The 13,061-nt window shown below is 66.4% G+C and carries 8 protein-coding genes and 3 rRNA genes; 7 read left to right on the top strand and 4 right to left on the bottom strand.

Features of this window, described 5'->3' with window-relative positions; all coding sequences use genetic code 11:
- Positions 1-423 precede the first annotated feature (423 nt).
- The 7 genes from QMC84_RS19165 (at position 424) to QMC84_RS19135 (ending at position 9,410) form a co-directional block, all read left to right on the top strand.
- Positions 424-1,950 (top strand): 16S ribosomal RNA (locus tag QMC84_RS19165).
- Between the two features lie 404 nt (positions 1,951-2,354).
- Positions 2,355-5,509: ribosomal RNA gene (locus QMC84_RS19160) — 23S ribosomal RNA — on the top strand.
- Positions 5,510-5,681: 172 nt separating this feature from the next.
- Positions 5,682-5,798: ribosomal RNA gene (rrf, locus tag QMC84_RS19155) — 5S ribosomal RNA — on the top strand.
- Together the 16S, 23S and 5S rRNA genes form the textbook arrangement of a ribosomal RNA operon.
- Before the next feature lie 37 nt (positions 5,799-5,835).
- Positions 5,836-6,957: a tetratricopeptide repeat protein gene (locus QMC84_RS19150; RefSeq protein ID WP_300377568.1), complete on the top strand. Its 1,122-nt coding sequence runs from the start codon at positions 5,836-5,838 to the stop codon at positions 6,955-6,957.
- Between the two features lie 35 nt (positions 6,958-6,992).
- Positions 6,993-7,799: a protein phosphatase 2C domain-containing protein gene (locus QMC84_RS19145; RefSeq protein ID WP_300377566.1), complete on the top strand. Its 807-nt coding sequence runs from the start codon at positions 6,993-6,995 to the stop codon at positions 7,797-7,799.
- Positions 7,800-7,817: 18 nt separating this feature from the next.
- The gene (locus QMC84_RS19140; RefSeq protein WP_300377565.1) at positions 7,818-8,750 is read left to right on the top strand and encodes an alpha/beta hydrolase; all 933 of its coding nucleotides are present in this window, start codon (positions 7,818-7,820) and stop codon (positions 8,748-8,750) included.
- A 141-nt stretch (positions 8,751-8,891) separates the two neighbouring features.
- On the top strand, positions 8,892-9,410 hold the full coding sequence (locus tag QMC84_RS19135; protein ID WP_300377563.1) for a DUF3145 domain-containing protein: 519 nt from the start codon (positions 8,892-8,894) through the stop codon (positions 9,408-9,410).
- A 27-nt stretch (positions 9,411-9,437) separates the two neighbouring features.
- On the opposite strand, the gene QMC84_RS19130 is transcribed toward QMC84_RS19135, so the two are convergent.
- The 4 genes from QMC84_RS19130 to QMC84_RS19115 all read right to left on the bottom strand — a co-directional run bounded on the left by QMC84_RS19130 (position 9,438) and on the right by QMC84_RS19115 (position 13,032).
- Positions 9,438-9,923, bottom strand: coding sequence for a hypothetical protein (locus QMC84_RS19130; protein WP_300377561.1), 486 nt, complete (start codon positions 9,921-9,923; stop codon positions 9,438-9,440).
- Positions 9,924-9,972: 49 nt separating this feature from the next.
- On the bottom strand, positions 9,973-11,445 hold the full coding sequence (locus QMC84_RS19125; protein ID WP_300377559.1) for a carboxyl transferase domain-containing protein: 1,473 nt from the start codon (positions 11,443-11,445) through the stop codon (positions 9,973-9,975).
- Between the two features lie 26 nt (positions 11,446-11,471).
- Positions 11,472-12,725, bottom strand: coding sequence for a beta-ketoacyl-ACP synthase II (gene fabF, locus QMC84_RS19120; protein ID WP_300377557.1), 1,254 nt, complete (start codon positions 12,723-12,725; stop codon positions 11,472-11,474).
- A 61-nt stretch (positions 12,726-12,786) separates the two neighbouring features.
- A complete protein-coding gene (locus tag QMC84_RS19115) occupies positions 12,787-13,032 on the bottom strand; it encodes an acyl carrier protein (RefSeq protein WP_011755445.1) in 246 nt (81 codons plus the stop codon).
- Between the last annotated feature and the right edge of the window lie 29 nt (positions 13,033-13,061).

The following is a 13,061-nucleotide window of genomic DNA, read 5'->3' as shown; positions in this document are numbered from 1 at the left end:
GCCCCGACCCCGGGTTTGGCGCATCGCCGGGACCCTGGTAGGTTTCTTCTTCGCCGCGACACGCGGCTCCCACTCGGGCCGAGAGGCCACTTCGAAGGGGAGCGGTGCGTCCGGCCTCGGCCCGCCGAGACACCGGATCAGCCCCGAGTTGACCTGGTGGATCGGAGCCGGTAAGTTTTTGCAGGTTGCCCCGCAGCCGGTCTCGCAAGGGCCCGGTTCGGTGTGCGTCTGATTCTTGAGAACTCAACAGTGTGTCATAGTCGACGAATTAGTTTGTAATGCCCTGTTGACTTCTGCCCTTTTTGGGGTGGTTGTTGATGGTTTCTTTGACAATGATTCTGACAATTTTTAGTCAGGTTCTTCTTGTCAGGCATCTCTTTTTCCTGGCTGCGCTTTTTTTGGGGTGTGGTTGGGGTGTTGTTTTCAACGGAGAGTTTGATCCTGGCTCAGGACGAACGCTGGCGGCGTGCTTAACACATGCAAGTCGAGCGGAAAGGCCCTTTCGGGGGTACTCGAGCGGCGAACGGGTGAGTAACACGTGAGTAATCTGCCCTTCACTTTGGGATAACTACCGGAAACGGTGGCTAATACCGGATACGACACAGGTGCGCATGTGCTCTGTGTGGAAAGTTTTTTCGGTGGGGGATGTGCTCGCGGCCTATCAGCTTGTTGGTGGGGTAATGGCCTACCAAGGCTTCGACGGGTAGCCGGCCTGAGAGGGTGACCGGCCACACTGGGACTGAGACACGGCCCAGACTCCTACGGGAGGCAGCAGTGGGGAATATTGGACAATGGGCGGAAGCCTGATCCAGCAACGCCGCGTGAGGGATGACGGCCTTCGGGTTGTAAACCTCTTTCAGTACCGACGAAGCACCGGTGATGGTGGTGACGGTAGGTACAGAAGAAGCACCGGCCAACTACGTGCCAGCAGCCGCGGTAATACGTAGGGTGCGAGCGTTGTCCGGAATTATTGGGCGTAAAGGGCTCGTAGGCGGTTTGTCGCGTCGGGAGTGAAAACACTGGGCTTAACTCAGTGCTTGCTTTCGATACGGGCAGACTAGAGGCATGCAGGGGAGAACGGAATTCCTGGTGTAGCGGTGAAATGCGCAGATATCAGGAGGAACACCGGTGGCGAAGGCGGTTCTCTGGGCATGTCCTGACGCTGAGGAGCGAAAGTGTGGGGAGCGAACAGGATTAGATACCCTGGTAGTCCACACCGTAAACGTTGGGCGCTAGGTGTGGGATCCATTCCACGGGTTCCGTGCCGCAGCTAACGCATTAAGCGCCCCGCCTGGGGAGTACGGCCGCAAGGCTAAAACTCAAAGGAATTGACGGGGGCCCGCACAAGCGGCGGAGCATGCGGATTAATTCGATGCAACGCGAAGAACCTTACCTGGGTTTGACATACGCCGGAAAGCGCCAGAGATGGTGCCCCTTTTAGTCGGTGTACAGGTGGTGCATGGCTGTCGTCAGCTCGTGTCGTGAGATGTTGGGTTAAGTCCCGCAACGAGCGCAACCCTCGTCCTATGTTGCCAGCGGGTCATGCCGGGGACTCATAGGAGACTGCCGGGGTCAACTCGGAGGAAGGTGGGGATGACGTCAAGTCATCATGCCCCTTATGTCCAGGGCTTCACGCATGCTACAATGGCCGGTACAAAGGGCTGCGATGCTGTAAGGCGGAGCGAATCCCAAAAAGCCGGTCTCAGTTCGGATTGGGGTCTGCAACTCGACCCCATGAAGTCGGAGTCGCTAGTAATCGCAGATCAGCAACGCTGCGGTGAATACGTTCCCGGGCCTTGTACACACCGCCCGTCACGTCACGAAAGTCGGCAACACCCGAAGCCGGTGGCCTAACCCTTGTGGGGGGAGCCGTCGAAGGTGGGGCTGGCGATTGGGACGAAGTCGTAACAAGGTAGCCGTACCGGAAGGTGCGGCTGGATCACCTCCTTTCTAAGGAGCACACGCCCCGCACAGCCGGCATCCGTCCGGTTGGCATTGGTGGTGTTCACTAGTGGAATCGTCGATGAACGACCACGACCGTCGCATGGTCGCCTCAGTACTGCTTGTCTGTCCTTCGGGGGAGCGGGTGTGGAACCTGGTGGCTGTTGGGGTGGGGATGGTCTTGACACACTGTTGGGCTTTGAGGGATCAGGCAACTGGTGACTCGAGCTGCTCCCTTTGTCTGTGTTGGCCGGTTGGCTGGCGCGGGGGTTGGTGGGCGTGTTGTTTGTGAATTGGATAGTGGACGCGAGCATCTGCGACCAGGTCAACACCTGATCTGGTCGCTTCCTGGCGCGTGCTGCCCCTTGGGGTGGTGGCGTCAGGGTCTTTGTAGTTTTTGTTGAGTGTTTGTGAGACAAGCTATGAAGGGCACATGGTGGATGCCTTGGCATCAAGAGCCGATGAAGGACGTAGGAGCCTGCGATAAGCCCTGGGGAGTTGGCAACCGAGCTGTGATCCGGGGGTGTCCGAATGGGGGAACCCAGCACGAGTCATGTCGTGTTACCCGCGCCTGAATATATAGGGTGTGTGGAGGGAACGCCGGGAAGTGAAACATCTCAGTACCGGTAGGAAGAGAAAACAAAAGTGATTCCGAGAGTAGTGGCGAGCGAAATCGGATGAGGCTAAACCTTATGCGTGTGATACCCGGCAGGGGTTGCGCATGGGGGGTTGTGGGACCATCTGGAGGGGTCTGCCGGCTTCTCAGACAGTAAGAAAGTGTGCGTGAAGTTGAAGTCCATTGGAAAGTGGCGCCGTAGAGGGTGATAGCCCCGTAAGTGTAAGCGCATGCCTGTTGGATGGTATCCCAAGTAACACGGAACCCCTGAAATTCCGTGTGAATCTGGCGGGACCACCCGTTAAGCCTAAATACTCCTTGATGACCGATAGCGGACAAGTACCGTGAGGGAAAGGTGAAAAGTACCCCTGGCGGGGAGTGAAATAGTACCTGAAACCGTGTGCCTACAATCCGTCGGAGCCTAGCCCTCCCTTTTGGGGGTGGGTGGTGACGGCGTGCCTTTTGAAGAATGAGCCTGCGAGTTTGCGTTGTGTTGCGAGGTTAACCCGTGTGGGGGAGCCGTAGCGAAAGCGAGTCCGAATAGGGCGTATCCGGCGTGAGTCGGTGGAGTAGCACGATCAAGACCCGAAGCGAAGTGATCTATCCATGGGCAGGTTGAAGCGCGGGTAAGACCGCGTGGAGGACCGAACCCACTTAGGTTGAAAACTGAGGGGATGACCTGTGGATAGGGGTGAAAGGCCAATCAAACTTCGTGATAGCTGGTTCTCCCCGAAATGCATTTAGGTGCAGCGTTGTGTGTTTCTTGCCGGAGGTAGAGCACTGGATAGCTAATGGGCCCTACCAGGTTACTGACGTTAGCCAAACTCCGAATGCCGGTAAGTGAGAGCGCAGCAGTGAGACAGTGGGGGATAAGCTCCATTGTCGAGAGGGAAACAGCCCAGACCATCAGCTAAGGCCCCTAAGCGGTGACTAAGTGGAAAAGGATGTGGAGTCGCATTGACAACCAGGAGGTTGGCTTGGAAGCAGCCACCCTTGAAAGAGTGCGTAATAGCTCACTGGTCAAGTGATTCCGCGCCGACAATGTAGCGGGGCTCAAGTCATCCGCCGAAGCTATGGCATTCACGCCCACGTAAGTGGTAGCGCCCCAACGGGTGCGTGGATGGGTAGGGGAGCGTCGTGTCGCGAGTGAAGCCTCGGAGTGATCCAGGGGTGGACGCGACACGAGTGAGAATGCAGGCATGAGTAGCGAATCAGGAGTGAGAAACTCCTGCGCCGAATGATCAAGGGTTCCAGGGTCAAGCTAATCTGCCCTGGGTAAGTCGGGACCTAAGGCGAGGCCGACAGGCGTAGTCGATGGACAACGGGTTGATATTCCCGTACCGGCAAAGTAGCGCCCATGACGAACCCGGTGATGCTAACCGCCCGAAGCTCGTCTGACCGATCCCTTCGGGGTGAGGCGGGCGAGGGGAGCGCGGGACCCGATCTGGTAGTAGTCAAGCGATGGGGTGACGCAGGAAGGTAGCCCAGCCGTGGCGATGGTTGTCCACGGGTAAGGATGTAGGGGGTGGTCCAGGTAAATCCGGACCGCTGGCTTGGATGCCGGCCCTGAGATCTGATGCCGATCCATTTGTGGAGTAGTGGGTGATCCTATGCTGTCGAGAAAAACCTCTAGCGAGCTACGCGCCGCCCGTACCCCAAACCGACTCAGGTGATCAGGTAGAGAATACCAAGGCGATCGAGCGAACCATGGTTAAGGAACTCGGCAAAATGCCCCCGTAACTTCGGGAGAAGGGGGGCCGGATCCGTGACACACCTTGCGTGTGGCAGCGGTGATGGCCGCAGAGACCAGGCCCAAGCGACTGTTTACTAAAAACACAGGTCCGTGCGAAGTTGTAAGACGATGTATACGGACTGACTCCTGCCCGGTGCTGGAAGGTTAAGGGGACGGGTCAGCACACCTTGTGTGTGCGAAGCTCAGAACTTAAGCCCCAGTAAACGGCGGTGGTAACTATAACCATCCTAAGGTAGCGAAATTCCTTGTCGGGTAAGTTCCGACCTGCACGAATGGAGTAACGACTTGGGCGCTGTCTCAACCGTGGACTCGGCGAAATTGCACTACGAGTAAAGATGCTCGTTACGCGCGGCAGGACGGAAAGACCCCGGGACCTTTACTATAGTTTGGTATTGGTGTTTGGTTCGGCTTGTGTAGGATAGGTGGGAGACTGTGAAGGGCAGACGCCAGTTTGCCTGGAGTCAACGTTGAAATACCACTCTGGTCGTACTAGATGTCTAACCTAGGACCATTATCTGGTTCAGGGACAGTGCCTGATGGGTAGTTTAACTGGGGCGGTTGCCTCCTAAAATGTAACGGAGGCGCTCAAAGGTTCCCTCAGCCTGGTTGGCAATCAGGTGGCGAGTGTAAGTGCACAAGGGAGCTTGACTGTGAGACAGACATGTCGAGCAGGGACGAAAGTCGGAACTAGTGATCCGGCCACGGCAAGTGGAAGCGTGGTCGCTCAACGGATAAAAGGTACCCCGGGGATAACAGGCTGATCTTCCCCAAGAGTCCATATCGACGGGATGGTTTGGCACCTCGATGTCGGCTCGTCGCATCCTGGGGCTGGAGTAGGTCCCAAGGGTTGGGCTGTTCGCCCATTAAAGCGGCACGCGAGCTGGGTTTAGAACGTCGTGAGACAGTTCGGTCCCTATCCGCCGCGCGCGCAGGAAACTTGAGAAAGGCTGTCCCTAGTACGAGAGGACCGGGATGGACGAACCTCTGGTGTGCCAGTTGTCCCGCCAGGGGCACGGCTGGTTAGCTACGTTCGGAAGTGATAACCGCTGAATGCATCTAAGCGGGAAGCACGTTTCAAGATGAGGTTTCCCACCCCCTCGAGGGGGTAAGGCCCCCAGCAGAACACTGGGTTGATAGGCCGGAGGTGTACAGCAGCAATGCCCAGCCGACCGGTACTAATAGGCCGAGGGCTTGTCCCACAAACCCTCAACCAAACCTACAAAAACGCCTCGCGTCCACATCCAACACACACCACCCCCGACACACACGGGTGCCCTGAACCGGCACCGGAGTGTGCAGGGGGAACAAGAGAACAATGGCTTGGCACCAACACCGCGGTGAACACCACCCGCGAACCGGTGCCACAAGAGTTACGGCGGCCATAGCGAAAGGGAAACACCCGGTCCCATCCCGAACCCGGAAGTTAAGCCTTTCAGCGCCGATGGTACTGCAACCGAGAGGCTGTGGGAGAGTAGGACGCCGCCGGACATACACTCCGTAGGGGCCACCATCAGGTGGCCCCTACGTGCATTTCCCGATCGTGATCGACAGCGCCGGCAGCGGCGCAGGAGCAGGAGCAGCAGTCGTGGCCGAGCAGCGCCGAACCCCCAGGTCGCAGGGCACCGGGAAGCCGTCCGGCAAGCCCACGGGCAGGCCCACCGGGAAGTCGGCGGGCAAGCCTGCGGGCCAGTCTGCGGGCAAGCCGGCCGGGAAGCGTCCGGCGGCGTCCGGGCGGCCGTCGTCGGCGAAGTCGTCCGAGCGCGGTCAGCGCTGGAGCCCGGACGCCGATCGCTCCGATCGCTCCGATCGCTCCGATCGCTCCGATCGCTCCGATCGCTCCGATCGCTCCGATCGCAAGGACCGGCGCGGCTCCTCGGGCCGTCCGGCGAAGCAGGGCGACCGCCCGGGTCGCAAGAGCGACTGGAGGCGTCCGGCCGACAAGCAGGGCGCCCGCACGGTGGAGCAGGAGCGGTACGACGGCCCGGAGCTCCCCGAGGACATCACCGGCCGTGAGCTGGACCGCTCCGTGTCGGCCCAGCTCAAGGGGCTGCCGGAGAAGCTCGCCGCGCGCGTCGCCCGGCACCTCGCGGCCGCCGGCGCGCTCGTCGACGACGATCCGGAGACCGCCTACCAGCACACGCTGGCCGCCCGGGCTCGGGCGCCGCGGCTCGCGGTCGTGCGCGAGGCGACCGGGGAGGCGGCCTACGCCGCGGGCCACTACGCGGAGGCGCTCGCCGAGCTGCGCGCCGCGAAGCGGATGAACGGTGCGACCGCCTACCTGCCGATCATGGCGGACTGCCACCGGGCGCTCGGCAAGCCTCAGGAGGCGCTCAAGCTGTCGAAGAGCCCCTCGGTCGCCAACTTCGCGCCCGAGGCCAAGGCGGAGATGACCATCGTCGAGGCCGGGGCCCGGCGCGACCTGGGCCAGCTCGACGCCGCCCTGCGCACGCTCGAGCTCGCGCCGCTGGCCTCCAAGAGCCGCTCGTCGTGGGTGGTCCGGCTGCGGTACGCCTACGCGGACGCCCTCGAGGCCGCCGGCCGGGAGCAGGACGCGCTCGCGTGGTTCCACCGGACCCACGCGATCGACAGCGACGAGCTCACGGACGCCGACGAGCGTGCCGAGGCGCTCGAGCGGAAGCTCGGCTAGACTCCACCGCACTTTTTGCGAGGAGGTCCTTCACGATGCTGCGGTTCTCGGGTGCCGGTGTCAGTGACGTCGGGCTGGTGCGCCCCCACAACGAGGACGCCGCGTTCGTCGGACCCTACGTGGCGGTGGTCGCCGACGGGGTCGGCGGAGCCGCGGCCGGGGAGGTCGCGGCCGCGACCGCGGCGTACGCCGTCGCCGCGACCGCGCTCGGCCGGATGGGGGAGGAGCCGGAGGAGCTGCTCCTCGACGGCCTGGAGGCGGCCCGCACCAACATCCGGCGCGGCGTCCAGGGCGACCTCACCCGGCTCGGCATGGCCACCACCCTGACCGCCGTCGTCTGCGACGGCCGGCGGGCGGTGCTCGCCCACATCGGCGACTCCCGCGGTTACCTGCTCCGGGGCGGCGACCTGACCCGGCTGACCACCGACCACACCTACGTGCAGCGGCTGGTGTCGCGGGGCGAGCTGCGCCCCGAGGAGGTGGTCCGGCACCCGTGGCGCAACGTCGTGCTGCGCTCGCTCGACGGCGACCCGGTGCACGAGGGCGTCGACCTGCTGCCGCTCGCGGTGCGGACCGGCGACCGGCTGCTGCTGTGCAGCGACGGCCTCTCCGACCTGGTGCCGGAGCCGATCATCGCGGAGCTGCTCGCGGTCGCGGACCCGCACTCCGCCGCGGCGGCCCTCACCAGCGCCGCCCTGGAGGCCGGCGGCCGCGACAACGTCACCGCGGTCGTTCTGGACGTGGTCGAGGGCCCGATGGTCGTCGGTGACGGCCAGCCGCTCGGTGCGCTCCGCGAGGTGGCGAACGTCGTCGACCCGGGAGCCGTCCGCCTGGTCCGGTGACGTGCGAGACTCCGGGGCGTGGGGAACGTCAGGAGACCGGCTCTCGAGGGCACTGTCGCGGTCCGCGACGGCCGTCGGCTGAGCTTCGCGGAGTACGGACCGCGTCGCGGCCCGGCCATCATCTGGATGCACGGCACGCCCGGTGCCCGCCGCCAGATCCCGCTCGAGGCACGTGCGTACGCCGATCGGCGGGGTGTGCGGATCATCGGCATCGACCGGCCCGGCATCGGCTCCTCGACGCCGCACCTGTATCCCGACGTCCTGGACTGGACGCACGACCTGGAGCTGTTCCTCGAGACCCTGGCGATCGACACGGTCCGGCTGATCGGCCTCTCCGGGGGCGCGCCGTACGCGCTCGCCGCCGGCGCGGCCCTGCCCGACCGGGTGCACGGGGTCGGCATCCTCGGCGGGGTCGCTCCGACCCGTGGACCCGACGCCGTCGACGACGGCCCGATCCAGCTCGCCGTGCGCCTCGCCCCGCTGGTGACGGTGGCCCGGGTGCCGCTCGGGGTGGCGATCACCCAGGTGATCCGGGTGATCAAGCCGCTCGCGGGACCGGCGCTCGACCTCTACGCCGCGCTGCAGCCGCCGGGGGACAAGAACCTGCTCGCCCGCCCGGAGTTCAAGGCGATGTTCCTCGACGACCTGCTCAACGGCAGCCGGTTCCAGACCACGGCGCCCCTGGCCGACCTGATCCTGTTCACCCGGTACTGGGGCTTCGACGCCGCCGACGTGCGGGTCCCGGTGCGCTGGTGGCACGGCGACGCCGACCACATCGTGCCGTTCCGCCACGGCCAGCACCTGGTCGACCGGCTGCCGGACGCGACGATGTCGGTGATCGACGGCGAGAGCCACCTGGGCGGGCTCGGCATCGCCGAGGACGTGATCGACACGCTGCTCGACCTCGGGCCCCGCCGCGCCCGGACCGCCGGCCCGGCACGCCGGCGCTGACTCCGGCGCTGAGACTGGCGCTGGAACGCCTCATGGGTCACAATGGTGGCCACAACTACACCGCTGTCACTCATACCCTCGTCCATCTCCGCGAGCTCGCTGGGGAAGGCGCATCTCGCGCCGGAGATGAAGGAGGTCACGGTGACCGCACGCACTGCCCCCCGCGCCGCGACGCGAGGCGTCCTGTACGTCCACTCGGCGCCCTCCGCGCTGTGCCCGCACATCGAGTGGGCCGTCGGCGGTGTCCTCGGCGTGCCCGTGAGCCTGGACTGGACGCCGCAGCCGGCGCAGCCGGGCACCTACCGGGCCGAGCTGTCCTGGGCCGGCAAGGCCGGCGCCGCGGCGGCCGTCGCCTCCGCGCTGCGCGGCTGGAACCACCTGCGCTTCGAGATCACCGAGGAGCCCACCGCCGGCTCCGAGGGGGCCCGCTACTCCTTCACCCCCGAGCTCGGCGTCTTCCACGCCGTCACCGGCCTGCACGGCGACATCATGATCCCCGAGGACCGGCTCAAGGCGGCGGTCGTCAAGGCCGCGCTCGGCGACACCACCCTGCTCGGCGAGATCGACAAGCTGCTCGGCCGGCCCTGGGACGACGAGCTGGAGACGTTCCGGCACGCCGGCGACGGGGCGCCGGTGCGCTGGCTGCACCAAGTGGTCTGAGCGGGGCGAGCGCGCCCTCAGGACGTTCTAGCGCCGGCGCAGCCGGAAGTAGGACGGCTCCAGCCAGACCTTGTGATCCTCGCCGGCGCTCCCGTACCAGTGCACCTTGGCCCGGATCTTGAACTTGCCGGCGTAGGTGCTGTACTGGCAGAACCGGAAGTGCGTCCGGTTGCGCGCCGGGTCGGAGTCGGAGAAGTACGTCCCGGAGGCGATCGTCTCGCCGGTGCGGTCGTCGAGGAACGTCTCGACCGTCCAGTCGTCGCTCGGCGTGGTGATCACATACCGGTAGGCGTAGTTGCGGCAGCCGCGGCGCAGGATCCCGTCTCTCGCGCTGGTGTGGCCGTAGTCGGCCCGGTCGCGACGCTGGTGGTGCTGCGGCTCACCGAGCAGCCCGCCGACCAGCCCCGAGACCGGGTCGGAGGGCGGCTCGGCCAACGCAGGGACGGCCGGGAGCATGCCCGCGGCCAGCGCGGCCGCGGCGAGCAGGGAGCTCAGGCGTGTGACGGGCGTCATACCGGTCCAACGCACCAGCCGGCGAGCCGTTACGCCGCCCGCCCGGACGCTAGAGCGGGATGTTCCCGTGGGAGCCGCGGCGGACCCCGCCGGCCTGCACGGCGTCGTCGATCGCCCGGGCGAGGGCGCCACGGGTCGCGGCCGGCTCGACGACCTCGTCGACCACGCCGATCTCGACCGCCCTGTCGACCCCGCCGGCGATCCGCTCGTGCTCGGCGGCCAGCTCGGCCTCCATCTGGGGGCGGATGTCGGGGGCGACCTCGGCCAGCCGGCGCCGGTGCAGGATCCGGATCGCCGCGACCGCGCCCATCACGGCGACCTCAGCGCCGGGCCACGCGAAGACCTTCGTGGCACCCAGCGAGCGCGCGTTCATCGCGATGTAGGCGCCGCCGTAGGTCTTGCGGGTCACCAGCGTGACGCGGGGGACCACGCACTCCCCGAACGCGTGCAGCAGCTTGGCGCCGCGGCGGACCACGCCGTCCCACTCCTGCCCGACGCCGGGCAGGTAGCCGGGCACGTCGACGACCACGACGAGCGGGACGCCGAACGCGTCGCACATCCGCACGAAGCGCGAGGCCTTCTCGGCCGAGATCGAGTCGAGGCAGCCGCCCAGGCGCAGCGGGTTGTTCGCCACCACGCCGACGGTGCGACCGCCGAGCCGGCCCAGGGTGGTCACGATGTTCGGCGCCCACCGCGCGTGCAGCTCCTGCGCGGTGCCCTCGTCGAGGATCGACTCGACCAGGGGGTGCACGTCGTAGGCCCGCTTCTTCGACTCCGGGAGCAGCGCCGCCAGGTCGCGGTCCTCGACGTCCTCGACGACCAGCGAGCCCTGGGAGCCCAGCAGGCACGCCACGTCGCGGGCCCGGTCGAGCGCGTCGCGCTCGGTGTCCGCGAGGATGTGGACCACCCCCGAGCGCCGGCCGTGTGGCTCGGGGCCGCCGAGCCGCAGCATGTCGACGTCCTCGCCGGTCACCGAGCGCACCACGTCGGGCCCGGTCACGAAGATCCGGCCCTCGGGGCCGAGGATCACCACGTCGGTCAACGCAGGACCGTACGCCGCGCCGCCCGCGGCCGGGCCGAGCACCACCGAGATCTGCGGGATCCTGCCCGAGGCCTGGGTCATCACCTGGAAGATCCGGCCGACCGCGTGCAGGGACAGCACGCCCTCGGCCAGCCGGGCGCCGCCGGAGTGCCAGAGCCCGACGATCGGGATCCGGTCGGTCATCGCCCGGTGGTAGGCGTCGACGACCACACGGCAGCCGAGGTCGCCCATCGCGCCGCCCATGACCGTGGCGTCGGAGCAGAACGCCACCACGCGGGTGCCGGCGACCTGGCCGACCGCGGCGAGCATCCCGGAGTCGTCGTCGGGGGTGATCAGCTCGAGCGTGCCCTCGTCGAGGAGCGCGGTGAGCCGGTGCACCGGGTTGCGCGGGTCCTGCTCGCGGGGGAGCTTGGCCGGCTTGGTGGCAGGGGCAGTGGCAGTCGCAGGGGCAGGGGCAGGGGCAGTCGCAGGAGCAGTCACAGTGGTGCGTGTCCTTCCGAGGGGGATCAGACGGATCCGAACGCGACGGCGACGTTGGCGCCGCCGAAGCCGAAGGAGTTGTTGAGCGCGGCGATGTCACCGAGCGGCAGGTCGCGGGCCTTCGTGGCGATGTCCAGCTCGACCTGCGGGTCCTGGTTGTCCAGGTTGATGGTCGGTGGCGCGATCCGGTGGTGGAGCGCCAGCACCGTCGCGACCGCCTCCAGCGCCCCGGCGCCGCCGAGCAGGTGACCGGTCATCGACTTGGTGCTGGTGACGACGACGTCGGTCGCGTGCGCGCCGAGCGTCGCGTGCAGCATCAGGCCCTCGGCGATGTCGCCCTGCGGGGTCGAGGTGGCGTGCGCGTTGACGTGCGCGACGTCGCCCGGGCTGATGTCGGCCTCGGCGAGCGCCCGCAGGATCGCGCGGGAGCCGCCTCGGCCCTCCGGGTCGGGCTGGGCGATGTCATGGGCGTCAGCGGTGATGCCCGCCCCCAGCACGGTCGCGTAGATCCGCGCGCCGCGCGCCAGGGCGTGCTCCTCGGACTCGAGGACCAGGACGCCGGCGCCCTCGCCGAGCACGAACCCGTCGCGGGCGAGGTCCCACGGCCGCGAGACCGTGGTCGGGTCGCCGCCGTCCGGGCCGCTGGCGGTCTTCGAGAGCGCCATCATGTTCGCGAACGCCGCCATCGGCAGCGGGTGGATCGCCGCCTCGGTGCCGCCCGCGAGCACGACGTCGGCACGGCCCAGCCGGATCTGGTCGACCGCGAGGGAGATCGCCTCGTTGCCGGACGCGCACGCCGAGACCGGCGTGTTGACCGCCGCGCGCGCTCCGACGTACAGGCTGAGCTGCGCCGCCGGGGCGTTCGGCATCAGCATCGGGACCGCCAGGGGGGACACCCGGCGCGGACCCTTCTCCCGCAACGCGTCGTAGTTGTCCAGGAGCGTCGTGACTCCGCCGATGCCGGAGGCCATGGCGACGCCGAGCCGGTCCCGGTCGACCTCCGCGCCCTCGAGGCCGGCGTCCTTCCAGGCCTCCATCGCGGCGACCATCGCGAACTGTGCGGACCGGTCCAAGCGGCGGGCCTTGACCCGCTCGAGGATCTCGGTGGGCTCGACGGCGATCCGGCCGGCGATCCGCACCGGCATCCCCTCGGCCCAGTCGTCGGTCAGGAACCGGACGCCGGACCGCCCGTTGACCAGGGCGTCCCATGTGCTGGGAACGTCACCGCCGACCGGGGAGGTGACCCCGAGGCCGGTGACGACGACTCGCTTGGAAGACATGCTGCTCCTTGGTTCGTCGAGGACGTGTCTCGACGTGCTCGGCCCCCGGGTGGGGGGTGGCTCAGGCCTGGGCGCGCTCGATGAACGCGACGGCGTCGCCGACGGTCTTGAGGTTCTTGACCTCGTCGTCGGGGATCGAGACGCCGAACTTCTCCTCGGCGGCGACGACCACCTCGACCATGGACAGCGAGTCCACGTCCAGGTCGTCGACGAAGGACTTGTCGAGCTGGACGTCGTCGGCGTCGATGCCGGCGACCTCGTTGACGATGTCGGCGAGGTCGGCGCGGATCTCTTCGGTCGTTGCCATCGGGGCACTGCCTTTCGGTTGGTTGGGTG

This window comes from Nocardioides sp. (assembly GCF_030019515.1).
In the GTDB taxonomy this organism is placed as follows: Bacteria; Actinomycetota; Actinomycetes; order Propionibacteriales; family Nocardioidaceae; genus Nocardioides.
Note: the sequence above shows the minus strand (reverse complement) of the source record. Positions and strands in the feature narration are given on the sequence as shown.

Bases quoted from the DNA above. Each gene is read 5' to 3' on its own strand.
- QMC84_RS19145 (WP_300377566.1), top strand. From the start codon at position 6,993: ATGCTGCGGTTCTCGGGTGCCGGTGTCAGTGACGTCGGGCTGGTGCGC.
- QMC84_RS19130 (WP_300377561.1), bottom strand. From the start codon at position 9,923: ATGACGCCCGTCACACGCCTGAGCTCCCTGCTCGCCGCGGCCGCGCTG.
- fabF (WP_300377557.1), bottom strand. From the start codon at position 12,725: ATGTCTTCCAAGCGAGTCGTCGTCACCGGCCTCGGGGTCACCTCCCCG.
- QMC84_RS19115 (WP_011755445.1), bottom strand. From the start codon at position 13,032: ATGGCAACGACCGAAGAGATCCGCGCCGACCTCGCCGACATCGTCAAC.